Annotated in this window: 23 protein-coding genes and 1 pseudogene; 15 read left to right on the plus strand and 9 right to left on the minus strand. The window is 52.6% G+C overall.

Going from position 1 to position 24065, the window contains the following annotated elements; all coding sequences use genetic code 11:
- Positions 1-97: 97 nt before the first annotated feature.
- The 3 genes from fumC to JK621_RS10085 all read left to right on the plus strand — a co-directional run bounded on the left by fumC (position 98) and on the right by JK621_RS10085 (position 2954).
- On the plus strand, positions 98-1495 hold the full coding sequence (gene fumC, locus JK621_RS10075; RefSeq protein WP_212559665.1) for a class II fumarate hydratase: 1398 nt from the start codon (positions 98-100) through the stop codon (positions 1493-1495).
- Between the two features lie 309 nt (positions 1496-1804).
- On the plus strand, positions 1805-2494 hold the full coding sequence (locus JK621_RS10080) for a helix-turn-helix transcriptional regulator (protein ID WP_212559666.1): 690 nt from the start codon (positions 1805-1807) through the stop codon (positions 2492-2494).
- Between the two features lie 91 nt (positions 2495-2585).
- Positions 2586-2954, plus strand: coding sequence for a VOC family protein (locus tag JK621_RS10085; RefSeq protein ID WP_212559667.1), 369 nt, complete (start codon positions 2586-2588; stop codon positions 2952-2954).
- Here JK621_RS10085 and tus read toward each other — a convergent pair.
- Together tus and JK621_RS10095 are read right to left on the minus strand one after the other, a co-directional pair.
- Complete coding sequence (gene tus, locus JK621_RS10090) at positions 2944-3882, minus strand: DNA replication terminus site-binding protein (protein WP_212560171.1); 939 nt, start codon at positions 3880-3882, stop codon at positions 2944-2946. The genes JK621_RS10085 and tus overlap by 11 nt on opposite strands.
- A gap of 161 nt (positions 3883-4043) precedes the next feature.
- On the minus strand, positions 4044-5309 hold the full coding sequence (locus JK621_RS10095; RefSeq protein WP_212560172.1) for an MFS transporter: 1266 nt from the start codon (positions 5307-5309) through the stop codon (positions 4044-4046).
- A 149-nt stretch (positions 5310-5458) separates the two neighbouring features.
- Between JK621_RS10095 and JK621_RS10100 the strand changes: the two genes are divergently transcribed.
- The 3 genes from JK621_RS10100 to bioD all read left to right on the plus strand — a co-directional run bounded on the left by JK621_RS10100 (position 5459) and on the right by bioD (position 8543).
- A complete protein-coding gene (locus tag JK621_RS10100; protein WP_126482488.1) occupies positions 5459-6349 on the plus strand; it encodes a LysR family transcriptional regulator in 891 nt (296 codons plus the stop codon).
- A 158-nt stretch (positions 6350-6507) separates the two neighbouring features.
- Complete coding sequence (mlc, locus tag JK621_RS10105) at positions 6508-7725, plus strand: sugar metabolism global transcriptional regulator Mlc (protein WP_212559668.1); 1218 nt, start codon at positions 6508-6510, stop codon at positions 7723-7725.
- Between the two features lie 146 nt (positions 7726-7871).
- Positions 7872-8543 carry a dethiobiotin synthase gene (gene bioD, locus JK621_RS10110; protein ID WP_212559669.1) on the plus strand — a complete coding sequence of 224 codons (672 nt, stop codon included), beginning with the start codon at positions 7872-7874 and terminating at the stop codon, positions 8541-8543.
- On the opposite strand, the gene clcB is transcribed toward bioD, so the two are convergent.
- Entirely contained in the window at positions 8540-9820 is a 1281-nt protein-coding gene (gene clcB, locus JK621_RS10115) for a voltage-gated ClC-type chloride channel ClcB (protein ID WP_212559670.1), read from the minus strand. The genes bioD and clcB overlap by 4 nt on opposite strands.
- Before the next feature lie 274 nt (positions 9821-10094).
- On the opposite strand from clcB, the gene JK621_RS10120 reads away from it, so the two are divergent.
- Positions 10095-11582: an MDR family MFS transporter gene (locus JK621_RS10120; RefSeq protein ID WP_212559671.1), complete on the plus strand. Its 1488-nt coding sequence runs from the start codon at positions 10095-10097 to the stop codon at positions 11580-11582.
- A gap of 135 nt (positions 11583-11717) precedes the next feature.
- Here the strand turns inward: JK621_RS10120 and JK621_RS10125 are convergent, their stop codons facing one another.
- Positions 11718-13115 (minus strand): amidohydrolase family protein, encoded by a 1398-nt coding sequence (locus JK621_RS10125; protein ID WP_212559672.1) that lies wholly within the window; start codon positions 13113-13115, stop codon positions 11718-11720.
- Positions 13116-13246: 131 nt separating this feature from the next.
- On the opposite strand from JK621_RS10125, the gene JK621_RS10130 reads away from it, so the two are divergent.
- The 4 genes from JK621_RS10130 (at position 13247) to JK621_RS10145 (ending at position 17579) form a co-directional block, all read left to right on the plus strand.
- Positions 13247-14131 carry a LysR family transcriptional regulator gene (locus JK621_RS10130; protein ID WP_212559673.1) on the plus strand — a complete coding sequence of 295 codons (885 nt, stop codon included), beginning with the start codon at positions 13247-13249 and terminating at the stop codon, positions 14129-14131.
- Positions 14132-14189: 58 nt separating this feature from the next.
- A complete protein-coding gene (locus JK621_RS10135; protein ID WP_249337166.1) occupies positions 14190-14729 on the plus strand; it encodes a GNAT family N-acetyltransferase in 540 nt (179 codons plus the stop codon).
- A 475-nt stretch (positions 14730-15204) separates the two neighbouring features.
- Complete coding sequence (locus tag JK621_RS10140; protein ID WP_212559674.1) at positions 15205-16290, plus strand: nucleoid-associated protein; 1086 nt, start codon at positions 15205-15207, stop codon at positions 16288-16290.
- A 2-nt stretch (positions 16291-16292) separates the two neighbouring features.
- The gene (locus JK621_RS10145; protein WP_212559675.1) at positions 16293-17579 is read left to right on the plus strand and encodes a hypothetical protein; all 1287 of its coding nucleotides are present in this window, start codon (positions 16293-16295) and stop codon (positions 17577-17579) included.
- A gap of 503 nt (positions 17580-18082) precedes the next feature.
- Here the strand turns inward: JK621_RS10145 and JK621_RS10150 are convergent.
- Entirely contained in the window at positions 18083-18487 is a 405-nt protein-coding gene (locus JK621_RS10150) for a hypothetical protein (protein WP_212559676.1), read from the minus strand.
- A gap of 304 nt (positions 18488-18791) precedes the next feature.
- Here JK621_RS10150 and JK621_RS10155 point away from each other — a divergent pair, with 304 nt between their 5' ends.
- Complete coding sequence (locus tag JK621_RS10155; protein WP_212559677.1) at positions 18792-19001, plus strand: hypothetical protein; 210 nt, start codon at positions 18792-18794, stop codon at positions 18999-19001.
- A gap of 203 nt (positions 19002-19204) precedes the next feature.
- On the opposite strand, the pseudogene JK621_RS25575 reads toward JK621_RS10155, so the two are convergent.
- Positions 19205-19651: pseudogene (locus tag JK621_RS25575) on the minus strand (transposase); the annotation flags it as partial.
- Positions 19652-19891: 240 nt separating this feature from the next.
- On the opposite strand from JK621_RS25575, the gene JK621_RS10165 reads away from it, so the two are divergent.
- Positions 19892-21187, plus strand: coding sequence for an AAA family ATPase (locus JK621_RS10165; protein WP_212559678.1), 1296 nt, complete (start codon positions 19892-19894; stop codon positions 21185-21187).
- Positions 21184-21684: a hypothetical protein gene (locus tag JK621_RS10170; RefSeq protein WP_212559679.1), complete on the plus strand. Its 501-nt coding sequence runs from the start codon at positions 21184-21186 to the stop codon at positions 21682-21684. Before JK621_RS10165 ends, JK621_RS10170 begins: the two co-directional genes overlap by 4 nt.
- A 319-nt stretch (positions 21685-22003) precedes the next feature.
- Here the strand turns inward: JK621_RS10170 and JK621_RS10175 are convergent, their stop codons facing one another.
- On the minus strand, positions 22004-22303 hold the full coding sequence (locus tag JK621_RS10175) for a DUF1161 domain-containing protein (protein ID WP_013812766.1): 300 nt from the start codon (positions 22301-22303) through the stop codon (positions 22004-22006).
- 89 nt (positions 22304-22392) lie between these two features.
- A complete protein-coding gene (locus JK621_RS10180) occupies positions 22393-22761 on the minus strand; it encodes a DUF1283 family protein (protein WP_212559680.1) in 369 nt (122 codons plus the stop codon).
- 149 nt (positions 22762-22910) lie between these two features.
- On the opposite strand from JK621_RS10180, the gene JK621_RS10185 reads away from it, so the two are divergent.
- The gene (locus tag JK621_RS10185) at positions 22911-23240 is read left to right on the plus strand and encodes a YnfA family protein (RefSeq protein ID WP_004944027.1); all 330 of its coding nucleotides are present in this window, start codon (positions 22911-22913) and stop codon (positions 23238-23240) included.
- Between the two features lie 19 nt (positions 23241-23259).
- Here the strand turns inward: JK621_RS10185 and ydfG are convergent, their stop codons facing one another.
- Positions 23260-24009, minus strand: coding sequence for a bifunctional NADP-dependent 3-hydroxy acid dehydrogenase/3-hydroxypropionate dehydrogenase YdfG (ydfG, locus tag JK621_RS10190; RefSeq protein ID WP_212559681.1), 750 nt, complete (start codon positions 24007-24009; stop codon positions 23260-23262).
- Positions 24010-24065 lie beyond the last annotated feature (56 nt).

A 24065-nucleotide genomic window follows, 5' to 3' on the forward strand; every position in this document is an offset into this window, starting at 1 on the left:
AATAGTTATTATGTCACTATACTGAAGGGGCGTGCCGACGGGCTTGAGCGCGTTGGCGTAATCGTACATTTTTAGGAATTGTACTAAGGAGACAGTGATGGCAGCCGTTCGTATTGAAAAAGACTCCATGGGGCCCATCGAAGTGCCGGCCGATCGGCTATGGGGCGCGCAAACTCAGCGTTCTCTGGCGCATTTTCGCATTTCTTCCGAAAAAATGCCGACGGCATTGATTCATGCACTGGCGCTGACCAAACGCGCTGCCGCCGGGGTAAACCGGGATCTGGGCTTGCTGCCGGCGGAGCGCGCCGACGCCATTATCAACGCCGCCGATGAGGTGCTGGCGGACAAGCACCCGGACGAGTTCCCGCTGTCGATCTGGCAAACCGGTTCCGGCACCCAAACCAACATGAACATGAACGAAGTGCTGGCCAATCGCGCCAGCGAGCTGTTGGGCGGGGTTCGCGGCGAAGAGCGGCGCGTGCACCCGAACGATGACGTTAACAAGAGCCAGAGCTCCAACGACGTGTTCCCGACCGCGATGCACGTGGCGGCGGTGATAGCGGTACGCGAACATCTGATCCCTGAACTGAAAGTGCTGCATAAAACGTTGAGCGACAAAGCGGAAGCTTTCCGCGATATCGTCAAAATCGGCCGCACCCATCTGCAGGATGCCACGCCGCTGACGCTAGGCCAGGAAATTTCCGGCTGGGCGGCGATGTTGCAACATAATTTGCAGCACATTGAAGCCAGCATTCCGCACATTTGCGAGCTGGCGCTGGGCGGCACGGCGGTGGGGACCGGACTGAACACCCATCCCGAATATGCGGTGCGCGTCGCCAGGGCGCTGGCCGACCTGACCCGGCAGCCGTTCGTTACCGCACCCAACAAATTTGAAGCGTTGGCGACCTGCGATGCGTTGGTGCATGGGCACGGCGCGCTAAAAGGGCTGGCGGCCTCATTGATGAAAATCGCCAACGACGTGCGCTGGTTGTCCTCCGGCCCGCGCTGCGGCATCGGCGAGATTGCCATTCCGGAAAACGAACCGGGCAGCTCCATCATGCCGGGCAAGGTCAACCCGACCCAGTGCGAGGCGATGACCATGTTGTGCGCGCAGGTGTTGGGCAACGACGTGGCGGTGAATATCGGCGGCGCTTCCGGCAACTTTGAGCTGAACGTGTTCCGCCCGATGGTGATCCACAACTATCTGCAGTCTATCCGGCTGCTGGCCGACGGCATGCAGGGCTTTAATGAGCACTGCGCGGTGGGCATCGAACCCAACCGCGATCGCATTAGCCAGTTGCTGAACGAATCTTTGATGCTGGTTACCGCCTTGAATACCCATATCGGCTATGACAAAGCGGCGGAAATCGCCAAGAAAGCGCATAAAGAGGGGCTGACGCTAAAAGCCGCGGCGTTGAAACTGGGTTACCTGACCGAAGATCAATTCGACCAATGGGTGCGCCCGGAAGAGATGGTCGGCAGCATGAAGAATTAACCTCCCGCCTTATTGAACGTCACCGAGGGGTGCCGCGCATTTATGACTGCGCCCCTTTCAGTATCAAACGTCATTGTCGCCATCTTGCCCATACCTTAACGACCCGTGTAAACTGCCAAAATAGCTAATGGTTATAATGACGTGGGCAAGTTTTCTGATTTGGAAACCTTCATCTGCGTGTGCGAAACGGCATCCTTTATCGCCGCCGCCCGCAGATTAAGCGCAGGGAAACCGGCGGCCATTTCGCCCCCGCCAAGGCCAGGGTATTCGCCGATGTTGTCCAGCAAGCCTTGTACAGGGAGTCATGATATGTCGCGCACCGAACGTTTACTGGATCTGATGCAGATCCTGCGGCGCCATCGTTATCCGGTCGCCGGCCATGCGCTGGCGCAGGAAATGAATATCAGCATGCGCACGCTGTACCGCGATATCGCCACGTTGCAGCAGCAGGGGGCGGAGATCGTCGGTGAAGTGGGCGTGGGTTATGTGTTGCGGCCTGGTTTTACGCTGCCGCCGCTGATGTTCTCGCCGCAAGAAATCGAAGCGCTGGTGCTGGGAATGCGCTGGGTGGCGCGGCGTGGCGACACCCAATTGGCCGGCGCGGCGAATAATGCGCTGGCGAAAATTGCCGACGTCCTGCCTGCGACGCTGCGTGATGAGCTGGAGGCCAACACCTTGTTGGTTGGCCCGATAGACGTGGTGCAGGTGGCAGACGAAACGGTGGTGTTGATCCGGGATGCCATTCGCCAGGAGCGCAAGCTCGCCGTGGATTACTGTGATCGCGACGGTAGCTCCAGCGAACGTACTCTGTGGCCATTTGCGCTCGGCTATTTTGAACAGGTGCGCATACTGGCCGCCTGGTGCGAGCTGCGTCAGGAGTTCCGTCATTTCCGCCTCGACCGTATCCGTCTGGCTACGCCGCTGGCGCAGCGCTACCCACGCGGCCGCCGCGTGCTGTTGAAAGAGTGGTATCAAACTCATGGTATTACTCCCCAGTAAACAATCATCACTACTGCCAAAAACTGTCAGCAGGGTGGGCTAATTTATCGCTATCGGGAGCCGTCGGTTCCCCAGCCATGAGGACAGTCTGATGACAACCCCAAACATGACTCTGCTTTACGTCGATAGCCCGGAAAAAAGCGTCGCTTTCTATCGCCGGTTACTGGGGCGGGAGCCGGTGGAGTTTTCACCTACCTTCGCGCTGTTTGTACTGAGTAACGGCTTCAAACTGGCGATGTGGTCGAAGCATACCGTAGAACCGGCCGCAACGGCTGTCGGTGGCGGCGGTGAGATTGGTTTTCTGTGCGAGCAACCGCAGCAGGTAGAGGTACTTTGTCAGCAGTGGCGTGATCTGGGGGTTGAGATTATCCAGCAACCGGTGTCGCTCGATTTCGGTTATTCTTTCGTCGCCACCGATCCGGACGGCCACCGCCTGCGGGGCTACGCGCTCACCCGGTAGGCGCGTCGGTATACAAATGCAGCCGTTTAACCAGTAGCCGCAGTGGTCTGGCATCCGGTTTGTATTTGTGTTTGACCGCCGCGGCGTCGTAATTGAGCAGTTCGCCAATCTTCGGCACCTGTGCGCCGCTTTCCACCTGGCACAGGGCGATCAGCGGCAGCGGGCAGGGGTGTTGCACCTGCTTTTGCTGCTCCTGATACCACACGCGGGCGATCGGCTGCACCTTCACCGGGCGTTTGATTTTCAACACCGCCTGTTGCGGCAGGCGGCTGACGTCATCGATCTCGCGGCTGACCAGTTCGGCCCATTGCTCGCGGTTATGCGGCGGCACTGCACGCCCGGCCTTCAGGCTTTTTTCCAGCTGCGCCAAAATATCGTCGCGTTTCACGTTTTTGATAATGTGTTTGTTGGCCCAGCCGAAGCGGACCGAATCCGGGTTACTCAGGGCGGTGATGGCACGATAGGCGCTGAGGGTGATCAGGCCATGCAGATGAGTGTGGACGAAATCGAACCGCTGCTCCGGCGCCAGGCCCGAATCGACGGTGATAATCTGCTCCAGTTCGGCCTTCAGCCGATTAATCAGGGCGATCTGCGCCTGCAATGCCTGGTATTGCGGCAGTTCCACGGCCAGACAGATCACGCCGGGCAGGCGTACCGCCGCCTTGCTGCTGACGTTGTGTTTATTGTGATGGATAAACAGCCGCTGGTAGTGCTCCAGTGCGAGCGCACGCGCCGCCTGGCCGACATGCTGCTCGACGGCGATCTGTTCCACTGCCGCATGCTCCTGGCCTTTCTCGATTTCCGGCAGGCTGAACACCCGTGCGGCCAGCAGCCGCAGCGGCAGGATCTGCTGGTGGAGCGCCGCCAGTGCCTGCTCCAACTCGATGAAACACGCATTCATCCTGCCGATTAGACCGTATTTATCCATCATTCACCTCGCATTTTAGTTACAACATACATTAAGGGAACGACAAACGAAAGGGCAACCTCGGCCACAGTGATAACGCCAGGCTCCCAGTGGTCCAGTCTGGCAGGGGGATTAAGGTGGCCGCCTGTTTCAGCGTACGGACAGGCGGCAAGGGGAAGGGGTCAGACGCGCGCCGCTTCCGGCAGTTTCTTCAGATAATGCACTACCAGCAGCGCCAGCAGCAGCATCACGCTGATAAACGCCACCACGCCGCTCCAACCGAAGCTGTGCCAGAACACACCGCCGAGCGTACCGGCGACGCTGGAGCCGACGTAATAGCAGAACAGGTAAAGAGAAGACGCCTGGCCTTTGGCGCGTCTTGCCCGGCGGCCAATCCAACTGCTGGCAACCGAATGGGCGGCAAAGAAACCTGCGGTAAACAGCATCATGCCGATAAAAATAATCGCTACCGGCGCCAATGCGGTAATCAGGATCCCGATCAGCATAATCACGATTGAAGCCAGCAGAACCGGGCCACGACCGAAACGAGAGGTCATCGCGCCGGCCTTCGGCGAACTGTAAGAGCCGGTCAGATACACCACCGACAGCAGGCCGACAATCGCTTGGCTGAGGTGATAAGGATCGGACAGCAGGCGGTAGCCAATGTAGTTGAACATGGTGACAAAGCTGCCCATCAGCAGAAAACCTTCGGCAAACAGCAGCGGCAGACCCTTGTCGTGCCAATGCAGCCTGAAGTTAATCAGCAAGGTGCGAGGGCGCAGAGAACTGGCGCGGAAATGTGTAGAAGCAGGCAAAATGCGCCAGAACATGCAGGCGGCGGCCAGAGCAAACAGCCCGATCACCGCCAGCGACGCGCGCCAGGAGAAGAAATCGGTCAGCACCCCGGTGACCAGGCGGCCGCTCATGCCGCCGATGGAGTTGCCGCTGATGTAAAGCCCCATCGAAAAGGCGACAAAACTGGGGTGGATCTCTTCGCTTAAATACGTCATGCCAACGGCGGCCACGCCGCTCAGCGACAACCCAATCAGCGCACGCATCAGCAAGATGCCGTGCCAACTGGTCATAAAGGCGCAAATCAGGGTGCATATAGCCGCCAGCAACAACGCCACCACCATCACCGATTTACGGCCGATGGCATCGGACAGCGGGCCGGTAAACATCAGGCCGATCGCCAGCAGGCCGGTGGAGGCGGAAAGCGACAGGCTGCTTTCCGCCGGCGAGATGCCAAAGTCCTGCGACAGAACCGGCAGGATCGGCTGCACGCAGTACAGCAGGGCGAAGGTGGCCAACCCGGCGGAAAACAGCGCCAGGGTAACGCGTATAAACTGCGGCGTTCCGCGTTCGATGTAAGGGAGTTTATTCAGGGTGGAACGTTTGGCTTTTGGCGCAGCAGCCGCCTCGTCATTGGCGGCCAGCGTCGACGGCATACTGGCCGCAGAACGCACAGGGGTTGTCACAGTCTTTCCTTACCGAGCTTCGGGCGATTTAAACAGACACATCATGGGTTGACAAAATGATAGGGAGAGCCCAGTTTTTTGTCTAATATATTAATAATTCAAATTAAGACGTCTAAAGTATGAATATCGAGCTGAGACACCTGCGCTATTTTGTCGCCGTGGCGGAAGAACTGCATTTCGGTCGGGCGGCGGAGCGTCTGCGCATTTCGCAACCGCCGCTCAGCCAGCAAATCCAGGCGCTGGAGGAAATGGTCGGCGCGCGTTTGCTGGCGCGTAACAACCGCAACGTCAGCCTGACGCAGGCGGGGGAAATGTTCCTGAAAGAGGCTTATCAGGTGCTCGATCAGGTCGGCCGTGCGGCGGAGAAGGCCGCGCGACTGGAGCGTGGCGAACTGGGCGAGTTGACCATTGGTTTCACCTCTTCGGCCCCCTTTATCAGCGTAGTGTCGCGCAGTTTGCGGGCTTACCGCCAACAGCATCCGCACGTGCATATAAAAATGCGCGAAGTGAATACCAAGCAACAGATCGAACCGCTGCTTAACGGCGAGCTGGATCTGGGCGTGATGCGCAATACGCGCTTGCCGGACGTACTGAAGCATCAACTGTTGCTGTGCGAGCCATTGGTTGCGGTGGTGCCGGAAGGGCATCCGTTAACCCATATTGCGCCCGGCACGTTGCGTTTCCAGCATCTGGCGGAAGAACCCTTTGTGTTTTTCTCGCGGGAGGTAGGCACGGCGTTGCATGACGAAATACTGTCGCTGTTGGCCAAAGCGGGGATCACGCCTTATATCACCCAGGAAGTCGGCGAAGCGATGACCATCATCGGCCTGGTGTCTTCCGGGTTGGGCATCTCTATTTTGCCGGCGTCTTTTGGCAGGGTGAAAGTCGATGGGGTGAAATACCTGCCGCTGGCGGAACCGGAGGCGATGACCGAAGTCTGGTTGGTGCATCATCGCCAAAGGGCGCTGACCGCTGCAGCCAAATCCTTGATGACGCTGCTGTTGCCGTAACGGAGTTCTGCGCAAATAAAACACAATCCGCGGCGAAAGCAGGGGGAATTTGTGCTGCAAATCACATAACGAATCAAATAGTTGACGCTGTATTACAAAAGCCCCACCATAGCCTCTAGTCTTTATTTAGAAGCGCGAAAAATAGTAGGAGCAGGTTTGTGATTGCTGTTGGGCAGCCTGGGCATATCGATCAAATCAAACAAACAAATGCAGGGGCAGTTTATCGGTTAATCGATGAACTGGGCCCAATTTCGCGCATCGAACTGTCAAAACGCGCGCAACTCGCCCCCGCCAGCATCACCAAAATCGTACGCGAGCTGCTGGAAGCGCATCTGGTTAAAGAAAACGAATACCAGGAAGTCGGCAGCCGCGGGCGACCGGCGGTGGGGCTGGTGCTGGACACCGAAGCCTGGCATTACCTTTCCGCGCGCATCAGCCGTGGCACCATTACGCTGGCGCTGCGCGATATCAGCAGCAAACTGGTGGTGGAAGAGCTTCTGCCGCTGGACGCCGAACACCCCGAACCGCTGCTAAAACGCATTCTCGCTGAAGTCGACCAGTTCTTTATCCGCCATCAAAGCAAACTTGAGCGTCTGACGGCGATCGCCATTACCCTGCCGGGCACGATCGATGTGGTCTCCGGCGTGGTGCACCGTATGCCGTTTTACGACGTCGTGGACATGCCGCTGGGCCCCGCGCTGGAAACGCGCACCGGGTTACCGGTCTATCTGCAGCACGATATCAGTGCCTGGACCATGGCCGAAGCGCTGTACGGCGCTTCGCGCGGCAGCCAGAACGTGATTCAGGTGGTGATCGACCACAACGTCGGCGCCGGCGTGATCACCAGCGGGCGAGTGCTGCACGGCGGTAGCCACAGCGTGGTGGAGATTGGTCATACGCAGGTCGATCCTTACGGCAAACGCTGTTACTGCGGTAATCACGGTTGTCTGGAGACCGTCGCCAGCATTGAAAACATCCTGGAGATCGCCCAGCAGCGTCTCGCGACCTCCATGAGCTCCAGCCTGCACGGCGCGCCGCTGACGGCAGAATCCCTGTGCGATGCGGCGCTGGCAGGCGATCAACTGGCCAAAGATATCATTTTGGGCGTGGGCCACAGCGTGGGGCGTATTCTGGCGATCATGGTCAACTTGTTCAACCCTGAAAAAATTCTGGTCGGTTCGCCGCTGAACCGCGCGGCGGAAATTCTGCATCCGGCCATCGCTTCCTGCATTCGTCAGCAATCTCTGCCGGCCTACAGCGATCATGTGCAGGTGGAGTCCACTCAGTTTTTCAACAAGGGCACCATGCCCGGCGCCGCCCTGGTGAAGGAAGCCTTGTACAACGGCTCGTTGCTGGTACAGCTGCTGCAAGGGTAATATCAGTAATACTTATCGTTTAACGATAAAAGATTGCGCTACCTCAAGCCCTGTTCGCTCAGCATCCCCTAGAATTTTCCCGTTCTTCTCCTTCGCCTTATTACGGCGATATTTGGGTTAATGGAGCATTTCGGGGCAATTAAGACATGTTAAAGCGTTTATTTGTAACAGGCACGGATACCGACGTCGGTAAAACCGTGGTTTCTCGCGCCTTGCTGCAGGCGCTGGCCGCGCAAGGCCGTTCGGTCGCCGGCTATAAGCCGATCGCGGCGCGTTGTCAGGAAACCAGCGAAGGCATTCGCAATAAAGACGCTTTGGTTTTACAGGCATCTTCGACCCTGCCGCTGTCGTACGAGGAAATTAATCCCATCACCTGTCTGGATGAGGTGTTTCACGCTCATGCCACCGAGGATATCAATTACGGCGTGATGAGCAGCGGGTTGCAGAGTCTGTCCGCCAGAGCCGATACCGTGGTCGTGGAGGGCAGCGGCGGTTGGCGCGTGCTGATGAACGATCTGCGTCCCTACGCCGAGTGGGTGATTCAGGAGCAATTGCCGGTGGTGTTGGTGGTGGGAATCAAACTGGGCTGCGTCAGCCACGCCTTGTTGACCGCGCAAGCGATCATTAATGACGGTTTACCTTTGTTGGGATGGGTGGCGAACCGGATTAATCCGGGGCTGGCGCATTACGCAGAAACAATCGAAGCTTTGCGTCAACGCATTCCTGCGCCGCTGTTGGGGGAAATCCCTTATCTGCCGCGCGCCGAGCAGCGCGAACTGGCGCACTACCTCGATATCTCCGCGCTGCTGAACCGCTAGGCATTGTGATAGACCGACACCGAACGCAAGCCGCGCGACACTGTGGTGGCTATCACGCAGGCCAGCAGAATGCCGGGCAGTAGGGTGTATTCGCCGGTCATCTCAAACACCATCAACGCGGCCATGATTGGCGCGTGAGTGGTGGCGGCCAACAGGGTTGCCATGCCGGTCAACGCCATTAACAGCGGCACGGCAGCACCCAGTTCGGGCCAGGTGGCGCACAACTGCCCAACCACCGAACCCAGCGCAGCGCCGACAAACAGCGTTGGGGTGAACACGCCGCCGGGCGCGCCGGAACCACTGCTGGCAAGCACCGCCAGCAGCTTGCAGATCAATATGGCGCCGACCAGCAATACGCCGGGCGGTGCGCTGAGCAGAGACTGCACCACGCTGTAGCCATTGCCCCACACTTCAGGAAACAGCAGCGACAGCAAACCAACAATGAATCCGCCCAGCGCCAGTTGCAGCGGCGGCGTCAGGCGCAGTGAGCGGAACGCATGGCCGGAGGCCGACATCGCCCACAGGAACAGCGGGCCGCAGATGCCGGCCAGCACGCCGAGCAGCGCCATCAACAGATATTGCACCGGCCAGGGCGCAGGCAGGGGCTCCACCAAATACAGCGGCGCCTGGCCACCGTTGAGCAAATTAGTCACCAGCAGCGCGCTGACGGCGGCAATCACTACCGGGCCGAGCGAAGCCAGCATCAGAGTGCCAAACAGAATTTCGGCGATAAACAGGCTGCCCGCCAGCGGCGCGTGATAGGCGCTGGCCATACCGGCGGCGGCGCCGCAGGCTACCCACAGTTTCCACTCTTTTTCGTGGGTGAAACGTTGGGCGAATACCGATCCCACCAGCGCCGCCAGCAGGATCATCGCACCTTCGCGGCCGATAGCGCTGCCGCTGGACACCACCAGCAATGAAGCCAGGCATTTAACCAGGCTGGCGCTGACATCGAGTCGCCCGTCGCCGGTTTCTATCGCTTCCATATAATCGGTAGGCGCTATTTGCCGCTGATGTTGATAACGCTGATACACCCACAGCAACAAACCTGCCGCCAGGCCGCCCAGGGCCGGGGTTAAGGCTCGGCGCCAGCCCGGTAATGCGGCGGCGGCGGCCACCAGGCTGCCATCTTCGTGATCGAGCAATGCCCACTCCAGCCCGAGCATGGCGCGGTGAAACAGCCAAACGACCAACGCGGCGGCAATGCCCAGAAAGATGGCGATAAACAGGCGGCGCAGCAGGGCGCGATAGTGATGCAGGTGGACCAATCGTTTCATGAGTCGGTAAAATCGTGAGAAAAATGAAAGGTTCAGCTGAGCATTGTGCTTGCCGGTCCGGCCGAAGGCCAGAGAATCTTTGCAGATCCGCCGCCGGGATCGTGGTTTCAACTGAGAAGCGATAAATCCCTTTCATCTACTGTGACGTTGTCACCAAATGTTCAAATGATGCGTTTTTCGCCATGGAAAACAGGGAAGTAGACGCAGCTTACGGCAGCGTTCAACACGACGGGTATAATTTGATGACAATAAAAATCCAGAGCCAAACATCGCTATGACAACTAACGACTCATCTGCACCCCTCGCGCATCGCCCGCTGATTCTGATCGCCTGCATGCTGGCGATGTTTATGTCAGCCATCGAGGCGACGATTGTCGCCACGGCAATGCCGACCATCATTGGCGATCTCGGCGGTTTCTCGCTGCTGGGCTGGGTCTTTGCGGTCTATTTGCTGGCGCAGGCCATCACCATTCCGATCTATGGCCGGCTGGCGGATCTATTGGGCCGCAAGCGGGTATTTTTCTTTGGCGCATCGCTGTTTTTGCTGGGATCGGTGTTGTGCGGTTTTTCGCCCAACATGTACTGGCTGATTGGTTTTCGGTTGTTGCAGGGGCTGGGCGCCGGGGCGATTATGCCGATCGCGACCACCATTATCGGCGATATCTACAGCGCTACCGAGCGGCCGAAGGTCATGGGCTATCTGTCCAGCGTGTGGGGCGTGTCGGCAATCATAGGTCCGCTGCTGGGGGCGTTTATCGTCCAGCATTTGCCTTGGGCGCTGGTGTTCTGGGTCAATTTGCCGATCGGCCTGCTGGCGATGTTTTTCCTCGGCCGCTACCTGCCCCCCAGTAAACAGGTGCGCAAACACGCGCTGGATCTGGCGGGCACGGCGTGGCTGACGCTGTTTGTCGCGGCGCTGCTCATGTCGTTGCTGCAGGCGGAAAATCTGGGATGGTGGGTGTTGCCGCTGCTGTCGCTGGCGGCGGTGTCGCTGATGCTGCTGATCCGCCAGGAGCGCCGTGCGCCAGAGCCGTTGTTCCCGTTGGCGCTGTGGCAAAGCCGGGTGATTGTGGCCGGCAATGTTGGCGGGGTGGTGATCGGCGCGGCGATGATGGGGATCAGCGCTTTTCTGCCGACCTTTATTCAGGGCGTGATGGGCGGAACGCCGCTGGAAGCCGGAACCACGCTGGCGCTGATGTCGATTGGCTGGCCGCTGGCCAGCACCCTGAGCGGGCGGCTGATGCTGATGACGTCTTACCGTACCACTGCGTTGCTGGGGGCGCTGTTGCTGGTAGCCGGCGGATTGATCTTATTGCTGCTGCAGCCGAACGGCGGTCTGCTGTGGGGGCGGGTGGCGGCCTTTATGGTGGGGGCCGGCATGGGCTTGTGCAACACCACGTTTCTGGTTTCAGTGCAAAACGCCGCGCATCACAGCATTCGCGGCATAGCCACCGCCTGTACGGTATTCACCCGGATGGTGGGGTCGGCCATCGGCACCGCTATTCTGGGCGCGACGTTGAACCTTAACTTGCAGCACCGTCTGCCGCAAACCGCCGATCCGGTGCAGCAATTGATGGAGCCGGCAGTGCGCGCCGCCATGACGCCGGAAAAACTGGCGGATGTGGTTCAACAGGTGGCCGCTTCGTTGCATTGGGTGTTTTTGGTTTCCGCACTGATTTCGTTGCTGGCGCTGGCGGCGGCGATGTTGATCCCCGCGCGGCACAGGCCGCAAGGCGAGGGTGAAGAGGCGGAGCAGGCGTAGTAAAAGCGAGCCGCTCGCTGCCTTCAATCTCCGTCCAATACGGCCTGCGCGTTTTTTCGCACTACAGAAGGGTGCTCCCAAGACCCGCGGCAAAAGCGATTACATAATAAATCATGCTCATGCGTTTCATACCTGTCAGTGCGCCTGCTCCAGCGGCAGGAAGGTCTCGGCAAAAATATCGGGCTCATACCCGGCGGCGGCAAACAGATGCTCACGAGATTCATCAATCGCTGCACGAAGTCGTGTGCTGTCCACACCCAGAACTTTGCCGTTCTGCTTGACGATGCGTCCGCCGATCATGACGGTATCAATGTTGCTGCGCTCTGTCGCATGTACCACCGTGCCAAAGGCATTCCCGGACGGGTAGAGGTTGATGTCGCCGGTGTTAATCAGGATCAGGTCTGCCTGTTTGCCTGGCGTCAGGCTGCCAATTTTGTCCTGCAGCCCTGCACAGGCAGCACCATCGACGGTCGCCGCTTTCAGGAGTTGTACTGCCGGAAGCGTTTTCAGCGAAGGTGCGGAATCGCAGCAGTGCTGCTGATGCATGCCCATCACCCGCTGCAGGTAAAATGCCACGCGCATTTCCATAAACATGTCGCTGCTGTAGGACGTTTCATTGTCCACGCTCAGGCCGGGGTTGATGCCATGACGCTGCGCAGCCTGAATGGCAAACATACCGTTTTCGATACCATAGTGCGCATCGGAACGTGGGCAGACGTTCACCCGGACACCGGCTTCTTGCAGGATTTTCCATCCCTCGTCAGGCAGCGCCGTGCAGTGATTGAAAATATTGTCCGGGCCCAGAAGGCCCTTTCGATGCAAGGGTTCAAGCTCCGATGCCATCTCGGCACCAAAGAATTCAGTGACGATCGACAGTCCCAGCTTGCGGGCCTCAGCCCACAGCTCTGGCTCCAGCTGTGCCATGACCGCAAGAGAAACAAGGCTTTCAGGATTGTTCTTGAAGTACTTTTCCTGCAGGCGTTGCCAGTTACCCGGCCAGTGCGCTTTATCCCATTCGCCTGCTACCGGTGCCCCCGAGGCATGTATGGCACGAATACCTGTGTCAAGCAGGGCCTCAACGGCGGCATCGGAATGTGCGGCGGTGCGGCTGTTGTGCGAATTATCAATCACCGTGGTGATGCCTGCGTCAATACAGCCCAGGGCAGTCAGCAGGTTACCAATATAGATATCGGCAGGCCGATAGTATTTGGCGAAAGAGAAATGCGTTGCGTTGCTGTAGTCGTCCAGACAGGTGGCGTTAGGGTTAATGCGGCGGAGTTGTCCTTCCCATGAGTGACGATGAGAATCCACCATCCCCGGCATGGCGATCATGTTCGTGGCGTCTATAACATAGGCACCCTGTGCGTCCAGGTTCCGACCCACGGCGGTAATGGTTGATCCGCTGATAAGAATATCACCGCGTTCAATATTACCGACACTCTCATCCATGCTCAGTATCGTTGCGTTTCGTATCAAGGTTGCCGGCGAGTTTACAGACTGATTATTAACAATATTTCTGATGTAATCTGTCATTTAAAGTGCCTCTTTTCTAATCAACAGGAAAACGATACTTCGCTCTATTAACCTGAAAAAGATGCTTAAAGCGTTTTCATAATTCATAATTTACGAATAATAAGATTTACTGTCGGCTTGGGAGAAGGAAAATGGACCGTATTCAGGCTATGCAGGTCTTTACGCGGGTGGCCGAAGTCGGAAGCTTCGTACGCGCAGCAGAAACACTTTCACTGCCTTCTTCCACGGTAACCAGCACGATTAAAAACCTTGAGAAATACTTGCAGGTGCGTCTGCTTAACCGGACGACGAGACGGGTGAGCCTCACCCCTGAAGGATTGCGGTATCTTACGCAATGCCGCGAAATCCTGTCGTTAATTGAACATACTGAATCCAGCCTGGCAGACTCCGTCAGGCGGCCACAGGGGCGGCTGCGGGTTGATATGCCCGGAGGGATCGCCCATTTCATCGTCATGCCAAAGTTGAAGGACTTTTACCGGCTTTATCCGGATATTTACCTGATGATTGGGGTGAGCGACCGGCAGGTCGATCTCATCCAGGAGGGCGTAGACTGCGTAATCAGAACGGGGGAATTAACGGACTCCACACTTGTTGGCCGTCCGCTTGGAAGGTTTCGCTGGGTGACCTGCGCCTCTCCGGATTATCTCAAGGCATACGGTATCCCCAAAACACCTGAGGAATTGTCACAGCATCGGGCGATCCATTACTTTTCCGGCTCGGCCAGGCGCACGAATGAACTGCGTTTTGCGCGTGGCACTGAGACGCTGTCCGTCCCGGTGAAGGGAGATACAGCCGTTAACGAAACGGGACTCTATATCAAAATGTGTCTTGAAGGTTTCGGGCTGGCACAGCTTGCTGAGAATGTGATCTCTGAGAATCTTCAGGAAGGGAGCCTGGTTGAGGTTCTGGCAGACTGGCAGCCGCCGTCAGTACCGGTAACGATGCTTTACCCGCATCAGCGCTTTCTTTCTCCCGCAGTGCGCGCGTTTGCCGACTGGATCGCCAGGATTATCTGAAACTTTCACTTCATACAGGTTAATGGCAACCCAAAGTGACTCTAGAAGAGGAATTACTGTGATCAAGTTAAGACCGGCTCAATACGGGGATGTCGATGAGATTGCACTTCTGCATACTGCCGGATGGCGAGATACTTACGGCAACGTTATGTCTTCAGATTTTCTCGAGAACTATGCGCAAAAAGAGCTCCTCTCCTACTGGAACTCTGTATTGAGCAAGTACAGCGACGATGTGGCCGTTTTCGTCGCTGAAAAAGAAGGAAAAGTTGAGGGGTTTATATGTGTAAAACTTCAGAATGACGCGCAATGGGGAGCGTATATCGATAGCCTGCATATCAGTTCGGCTCTCCGGGGGCAGGGCGCTGGAAAAAAGTTGCTCCGTCACGCAGCAGAATGGATAAATGGTATGGACGCTGTGTCAGCGATTTACCTGTGGGTATTTGAAGACAATGTCAGGGCAACAATTTTTTATCAGAATGTTGGAGGGGTCATTGTGGAGCGTACAGTCTCCGATTTGCCTTCGGCAGATAAAGCCCCGATATTCAGGGTTAGCTGGAAAAATGCCAGTCAGCTTATCATGGGTACCCTTGGCGCTTGAGCTGAACTGTCCTTATCTGTAGCGAAGGTATCTGTTTTTACTGGCATGCTGCTGAATGACTAATCCTGGATCAAAGAGGACATTGGAGCATGTGTCAGTCCGCTCTGTGCCAGAGCGGAAGTTGCTAATATCTATCTGCATAATCTGTGGGGAGCAGATCAGGGGGGACTAGGATGCGCAGGTGGGTGAAGCGCTGAGTCGGATGACGCAATTGGGGATAACGCGCAGCGTTCGGATCACATGACAGGTATGCCAACAGTAGCCATCCTGTCGACTAACTCTGATTTATTCAACAAAGCCTCTAACTTCCTAAATACTGTCGCTTTGTACATGTATGCAAGAAAAAAAACTTTGTACACCTAGCCATAAACATTACACTATCCGCAACACAGATCTTTCGTGGTTGAAAGAGATTTTTCAACTTTTTATGAAGTTAGGTGAATCACTACGGTGATATATTGATAATGGGTGCAAGATGGCATTTCAGTTAAGGCATTGTGTTATACACGAACTTGTAAAAGAAAGTGGAAAACAGCGCGTTGAGGATATTATTAAGCAGGTTCTTCCTACAGATGACAAGTATGTGCAGGACTTAGTAAAATCCTTAAATGACTTAATTGGAAAGAAAGAAAACCAAGCAGCAAGAGGGACTTTTGATATTGAGGATCCTACTTATAAGGTACCGAATGCCTTCCAGGGCTATTACAACGGTAGGGCAGGGTCTGATTCATTTCATACATTTTCAACAGTGTGTATGAATGAACTTACCCGACAAGCAAAAGATCCTTCAAGAGTTGCCGCATCTGGTGGAGCAATAGTATTTGCTCATTACACAAGTGGTACCTCTAACTTCATGCTTATTACGATGGTTAAGCAAAAAGAAGCTTTACGGCTAGATGAAAATTTAAAGCCGGTAGGAACCGTTCAAATAGATATGGCTAAGATACACCAAGCTGCACGGATAAACTTTGATAGATACCATCAATATGAAGTATTACCGGAAGAAGAGAAACCTACATATCTCGCCTTCGTCAGTCCTAAAATAAATCAAGATGCTTCAGGATATTTTGTAGCAGCCTTAGGATGTTCAGATAGTGTTCCCTCTGCTAAAGCCACTGATGGTGCACTTAATGGAGTAAAACAATACTTCGAAGCGAACAAAGAGTTAACTGCGTATAAAAATCAAGCTTATGATGCTGTACTCAATTACTTAACATTAAAAGAAGATGGTAAATTAGCATCTCTAACCGAAATCGATCATGCAGTTAGAGGTATAGTTCCGGCAGAAAAGCATGAATATATGGATAATTTTATAACTTATCTTAATAGCGAAGAAATTGGACTACCGTTAGAGTTTTCTATTAACAGAGCTGTACTCGGTAGGCGTGCTAAAGTAAAAGCTAAGTCAAATGGGTGGGAATTAAATTTTGAAAGGCGATTTTTCGGTACAACTCCAGGATCAGTAATTCAGTATAATCGAGCAGATAAAAAACTGATAATATCGAAGCTAGATGATAATACCATACAAAAGTTAGAAGCTGTCCTTAAAGAGAGAGGGTAATTATGTGCGCCCAACAATTTGAAAAATTAGTCAATTTATATCGTGGGCTAGGTAGACCTGCGATGACTGATTCTCAATTTATTTTTGAGGGAAAACTTAGAGATAACCTTATACAGCTAAAAGAGTTATGGGATGAACATAATCCAATGCTCTCAGATTTTGAAATATCATTTAATGGTTCGAGTGTCGGGACCTATTTTGGTGATATTTTCCCGACCAATATTGATAATAATAAAAAAATAACACTGAAAGTTTCTTTGCCTAGTGGTGATTTTCAGTTTGTAGATTCACTTGATGTCTTTTTATCATTTGATAATAAATTGAACATGGGGTTAGATGTCGAGAATGTATACCTTGTCCAAGAAAATTATGTTTTTGGAGAAAAGACAAACAATGAAAAAATTAAAAATACATTAATATTATCTCACTTTATAAATGAACTTGGTAAGCTAGCAAACTACATTGATCGCATTGATGACAATGGCCGTCTTAAAATTGTATTTATTGATGCCGGAAGCTCTAAAAAAATACCGCCAATTGTTATTGAGCCCAATATATCAATAGAGAATGTATCTTATCCTACAGTAGATTTATCAGTCTTTAATAACATCAATAATCATGAGAATGATAATGCTCACGTTCAAGAAAAACAATCAATGTTTAGAGTTTCATTAATTGAAGTGCTAAGAGAGGTGGATAGAGAGGATGGTAATTTTAATAACTTAATTAAGCACTGGGAACTTCTTAAAGAGACCTATTACGGTAATTTCGAATGTTATTTAACTAATTTTTCATTTCTGAAACAAAAAAAAGAAGCTGCCGAAAATTACATGTCAGTTTCAAGCAAAATATCAAGTACACTATCCTCTATTTCAGGGAAGCTTTTCGGACTTCCGATTTCCATAGGTGTTGCTCTTGCTATTTTAAAGTCATCACAAAAGTTTGAAGGTATTCTCACCTTAATTGGTGTCGCAATTACATCGCTATTAATACTCTTTACTATTCAAGATCAAAGAAAGGTTCTTTATTCGATAAGGGCATCTATAGATGCTTTATTTAGCCATACAAAGTCAGCTAAATCTGGCGAACTGTCAGAACTTATAGCCGCCCACAAAAGAGATCTTTTTTCTCAAGCTGATAAGCTTAACTTAGTAATGGTTATCTTTTTGATTTTATCAATTACGCCTTTCATCCTCTCATTACTAGTTTATTTATCAAAATTTGAACCAGCTATTGTTATTAAACTCGATACATATATATCAATATTTATGAAGCAACTGTTGTCCTGATTTAAACAATAGGACGTAACATAACCAATCAAATCTAAGTTAGCCAAGCATGTAAGCAATGATTAACGTAATGGCATTAATAGCATTTCATTAAAATCGTGATGCTGGAAACGTTTAAAAAAATCTCTATATCACTTCATACATTATCGCCCATACCACATAACACGTCCGGCAATGCCGATTTGTTTTACTAAAATAATCAACCCCATATCCCCAATCGGGTTCCTAGGAAAATTCAACTGAAGTGCGTACTCTTCTATACAAAATCTCTTCTCAACCAGAACCTGAACATGGCAGTTACTGTTTGCTTAATCCGCTTTGAACTCACAGCTCTTAGCGGACTTCAAGCTCAGTGACCTGCTCCACGCTGAATTATCAGACGCCGTCTGAATTTGCGGCGGGCTGGAGAAAGAGTAATTCTGAGAGTGAAGGATCCGACATTACTAACTGAGCATTGTATCTAATCATGGGGCAGGTCAAGACCTGTAAGACAAACTGTACCATTATTCTTTTTTGAACCTGCCCACAATCAGGTCTTTGATGGAAACACCGTCATCTTTTGCGCGATTATATAATACATAAAATGTTTCCTCATCAACGCTGATGACGAAAGTGCGTTTGATGATCCTGTCGTAAACGTATGCGCCTGCTAAAATAAGCAAGAAAGTAAGAGAGGCGATTAATAATGCACTAGTTCCTTTATCAATATAGGTAGCAAGGAGAATACCCACAGGAGCAAGGAATAGCATAATATGAACCGCTAGAAAAAAAGCTGCAGAGCCAAGCCCACTATTCTTGAACTCATTTCTCGTTTTTATCATTACAGTTTTAGATACAAGAAAAAAAGGGATCAGAACTAACCCGACTCCCATATATTTCAGATAATCCAACGCAGTTAGAGTGTTCATTAACTATTCCTGACAGGGGCTCGAGATCGTTGAATGCTGAGGTGAAGTTACTATAAAGGGAGCACCGGAAGATGTCCATGGAGGGTGGTGTGAACAACTGCGAACTTCCGCTTTCGCTCTTAACTGCCTGCCAAATATCTCACATTCAGCATGAGAAGCGACAGTCTCATCGCTGATAGACTGAAAAATCAGGCTGTCCCGGTGATACGGGGAATATGAAAAAATAGTACCTCTAATTTGGTCGTGATGGGACGATACCCCCTGTAAAGCGCGGGACGGTCGCGCACCAACTGGAGACATACCCATGAAATCTTACGATCTGCTACTGACTATCATCAGCTTTACCGCTGATTTCCGTTCCAGATATCGTTTAAACGGAACCATGCTGAATTACAGGTGCTACGAAACATTTTACATCTGGATCGGTATGTACGTGCTGGATGAAACAGAAACGATGGCTGTACGCGAGTTTGCTCTGAATGAAATGCACCTGCTGGCGATAGATGCCGACTGATGATGACTGAGCCCCTCTGGGGGCTTTATTAGGGACAGAATTGGCAGACCGTCAGGCGTTAGCCAGAGAGGTCTGAACGTCCCCTGAGTGCCAGGAGCGGACGTTGTTGACAAGAAATTTCACTAATCAACAGGCTAGCTCGTTAAAACCAGTAGTAAACTGCTATGGTGTTTACGCTATCAACATCCGACTGAAAAAATGTACCCGTAATGCACGCGAGTTTCTGTGATCTCACGGATACGCAGACGCAGCGCACTGTCATCGGCCGCCACGGAGCGATAGCGAAACGAACTGCGACTAACCCGCAGCGCAAACAGACCTGCCTTTCGCTGGCCCCGTAACGCGCCTGCAGGTCTCGGACCCATTCACGCAACCGTGCCAGCGTCAGGTCTTTTTTGCTAGCACGTCCTGCAGCATCGCCTTGTCGAGACTCAGATCGGCCACCAGTTTCTCAGCTGCAGGTTTTCCTCTTCAAGCTGGCGCATGTGCTTCAGCTCAGAGGGCGAAATGCCACCGTATTTCTTGCGCCACGTATAGAACGTGGCATCAGAAATGCCCAGCTTACGGTAGACCTCAGGCACCGACGTACCCAGTTCGGCCTGCTTGAGGGCAAAGACAATCTGCTCTTCGGTGAATCGTGATTTTTTCATCGGCACCACCTCCGTTCAGGGAGTGTAGATCATGCCGGAATTCTGTTTCTGAATGGAGCAGGATTTTGGGTCAGGGTCAAAACAGCACAGGAAAGATCCGCAAGCACCTGACATTAGATACATTTCCCCTATTTTTTTTGCTATTCTGCCCCAATATGTTGCAAAGGGTGGAACTATATCAATCAAGCCCTCTCATCTACGATACAGAAGAAGTATGCGAGATGTGATACAGGAGAATATATGTTAACGGAAATTCTGATTAAAGATTTTAAAAGTTACAAACAACAGACGTTACATCTGTCTCCCTTAACACTCATGATTGGTGCAAATGCTTCCGGTAAAAGTAACGCCCTAGAAGCATTTCGTTTTCTGTCCTGGCTTGCGCAGGGGCAGAAACTGTCAGTCCTTAAACATCGCGTTGATGACTCCGAGCAAATCCTTCGCGGCCAGGTAAAAGACCTAGGGTATTTGGGCGCAAACGCATTCAGGCTAGGCTGCTCCATTGATGACAGCCATTGGAACCATTTTGAAGTTGAGATCACCTTACGAGAACAAGAGCTTCACATTTCTCAGGAGACGATTACCTCAACGAAGGAGACTTCCCCTCTTTACCGAATAGAACAGGTTTCTTCAGGCTTGGGTACTGATGTACGGGTGGCCTACAACAACTTTTCGCGAGGTGGACGTAAGCCTCAAGTCAATTGTACTGACCAGATTGCAATTATGAATCAACTGGCATCATCAGCGATGTTTGATTCAGGACATAAAAAGGCTCAGAGAGAAATTCCTGTAACCACGACCTTATTTCAGAATTTGCTATCAAATACGCTTTTTTTGGATCCTGTGCCTTCGCTAATGCGAGGTGATAGTTATCCAGAAAAACGCCTGCGTGGCGATTGTGCCAATCTGTCTGGCGTGTTGTTTACTCTTTGGCAAAATGAAAATGCAAAGCCGGTAATTGTCGATTTCATCAAAAGTTTACCGGAACAAGATGTTAAAGATATAACCTTCTTTGAAGATCGAAGGGGAAAAGTATCCCTGGAATTACTAGAGTCTTTCGGTAATCAGGATCGAAAATGCTCAGTGGAGTTACTTTCTGACGGAACACTGCGAGTGCTGGCAATCGCAGCAGCTTTGTTATCAATTCCACAAGGGTCGACTCTGGTCATAGAGGAAGTGGATAATGGTGTTCATCCTTCCCGTGCGAGGCAATTACTGACTACGATGCGTGAACAAGCTCAAAAAAGAGACATTCGATTATTAATGTCCACGCACAATCCGGCCCTCATGGACGCTTTACCTGATTCCGCATTAGGCGATGTAGTGTTTTGTTATCGCAATAAAGATACTGGGGATAGTCAGCTAATGAGATTATCGGATTTGAATGATTTCCCGGGTCTGGTTTCCCAAGGACCATTGGGTGAACTGGTAACCAATGGTGTTGTAGATCGCTTTGTTAAATCACCGGTTACGCCTGAACAGAAGAAAAAAAATGCAATTGATTGGCTAGCGAAAATGCAGGGGGGCGAACAATGAGTGCTGTCTGCATCATTGATACCTCTGTTTTCTTGAATCTATTAAACGTACCAGGAAAAAACCAAGATAAAGATTCAATCATTCAGAGCTATTCGGAGTTTGTTCAACTTGAAACGACATTTATTTTACCAATGGCTACGATCATTGAAACAGGCAATCATATCGCCCAAAATGGTAATGGCACACTCAGGCGAGAAACGGCAGAACGTTTCCTCATAACGGTAAAAGGAGCCTTTACAGGTGAGGCCCCTTATCGCACGAGTGAGTTTCCCAATACCACAGAAATACTCTCATGGCTTGATCGATTTCCGCAACTGGCTGGTCAAAATAAGTCCCCAACTAAGCTATTTGAAGGCACAAGTTTTGGCGATCTAAGTATTATTGTAGAATATGAGAAATGCGTTGAAAGATTTCCTCTTACGGAAGTATTTATCTGGTCACTTGATAGTGATCTGAATCAATACAGACATATTCCTAGAAGGAGTCCCGCTAGATAGTAGGCCTATTACATCAACGCTGTGACTTTTTGATTAATTATGTTGGTTCAGGGCTGATCTGACAATTACCGTTTTTTAACACTGTCGCGTATAGATTTATGTACTGCACCGTATTAACGACAATAGTTCATCGGTAAAACGGCCTAATCTTTATTAGATTCAGAACCATGATGTATTTATTAGGGGTGATTACCGATTACGATTAGGTCAGCTTCTCGCTCAAAGCTGTCTGTCATGCCTGCCAAAGAAACCGGCTGAACCTGGGATATTTCCGTTTTCCAAGAGAAAGGAAAGGGCGCGGTTGCGCCCTGAACTGCGGTTATTGCGCGGTTTTGGTGTCCTGGCTGGTGCCGGTCTGAGCCGCGTCACCGTTGTCATCGCCGTTGCTCAGGCGGGTATAGACAATTTTCTGCGTGTCGTTTTCGCAGTGACCAACGACCAATCCGCCGGCCTGTTGGGCCTGGTCATTGGGCACGATGTCCAGCTTGAAGCCGGATTCCGGGACGCCGTTTTTGACAATTTTCTGTGAAATGTCCGCCTTCACGCTTTCGCATGAAGCCAAGGCTGCCAAGGGGGCTGCGGTCAGCAGCAGTGCACCCAGGATAAGCGCTTTTTTCATCAATTCGTCCTTATTTGAGCATGAACTTCCTTTGTCACAATAGCAGCAATGGCGGCTGAGGTTAACGTTCGCCGCTTGCTGTGGCGTGATTAAGGATTAATCTGACGGCCGGTCTGGCGATCCAGACACTTGCGGGTGTTCGGCTCCCAGTAGGCGTTAACGTTCAGGCTGTCGTCGCAGCGGTCCTCGTTATCAATCGCCTTGTCTACCTTGTCGAACTCTTTCTCCACGCGGGTGTTGACCTTATGGCGCAGGGATTTGGTGTCGTTGAACTGTTCTTTGCTCTGGCGTGCCGCTTCGGTGCTCATGGCGCCGCTGTTGCTGCCATCGACAGTGACGCAGGTGCTGCCCTGAGTGCAGCTGGCGGCCAACGCCGGAGCCTGCCAGGCGCCCATCAACATCAGCATGGCGACCGGCAGCATCCCGCGCAGCAGTCGTTGAGTAGAAAGTGTTTTCATCGTTTCATCCTTATGAGTTAGTGTTGCCGGAAGAAGGTAACACTGGCTTAATCTCGCCCTCAGGCGTGGCAATAAATATACCACCGAGCCTTGATGCTGCACCAGTCAAGCACCGCTTCGTTTACTTTATAGAGAGAAAATCATTACCCATGTTAAAGACTACCCTGCTATTTTTCGCCACCGCGCTAGCCGAAATTATAGGCTGCTTCTTGCCTTACCTGTGGCTGAAAAAAAACGCCGGCGTTTGGTTGTTGCTGCCGGCGGCGGCCAGTTTGATGCTGTTTGTCTGGCTGTTGACGCTGCACCCGGCCGCCAGTGGGCGAGTCTATGCGGCGTATGGCGGCGTTTATGTGGCGACGGCGCTGCTGTGGCTGCGGGTGGTGGACGGGGTTAAGCTGTCGGCGCTGGATTGGCTGGGCGCCGGGGTGGCGTTGGCGGGGATGCTGATTATCGTTTCAGGCTGGCGTGCCGCCGGATAACCCGGCGGCACGGGGAGCGTCAGGACTCGCGGTGGATGTTCAACCCGGCGAAGGACTGGCTGACCGGCATGATTTCCAGCGTATTGATATTGACGTGCGCCGGCAGGGTGGCCACCCAGAACACCGACTCGGCGATATCTTCCGGCGTCAACGCATTGGCGCCGTCGTAGATCTTGTCGACTTTGCCATCGTCGCCTTTGAAGCGCACGTTGGAGAACTCGGTACCGCCCACCAGCCCAGGCTCAATGTCGGTGACGCGGAGGCGCGTGCCGTGCAGATCGGCCCGCAGACCCAGGCTGAACTGCTTGACGAAAGCCTTGGTCGCGCCGTAAACGTTGCCACCGGCATACGGCCAGTTGGCGGCGACGGAACCGATGTTGATCACATGGCCAATGTTGCGCTCGACCATCGCCGGCAGCAGGGCGCGGGTCATGTTCACCAGGCCTTTGGTGTTGGTATCGATCATGGTATCCCAGTCGTCGGCGTCGGCTCTGTGCGCAGGTTCCAGGCCCAACGCCAGACCGGCGTTATTCACCAGCACGTCGATTTGGCGCAGCGCGGCAGGCAGCTCGTCGATCACCTGCTGAATAGCGGCGCGGTTGCGTACGTCCAGGCGGACGATATGCAGCGCGTCACCCAGTTCGTCTTTCAACTCTTCCAGACGTTCAACGCGGCGACCGGTGGCAATCACCTGGTGGCCTTCGCGGATAAAACGTCGTGTGATAGCCTCGCCAAAACCTGATGTGGCGCCCGTGACAAAAATGATCATGTGACTGTTCCTCAAGTGTTTATACCCTACATGCTATTAGGATTAGCATAATCCCA

The organism is Serratia plymuthica, from assembly GCF_018336935.1.
Lineage (GTDB): Bacteria > Pseudomonadota > Gammaproteobacteria > Enterobacterales > Enterobacteriaceae > Serratia > Serratia plymuthica_B.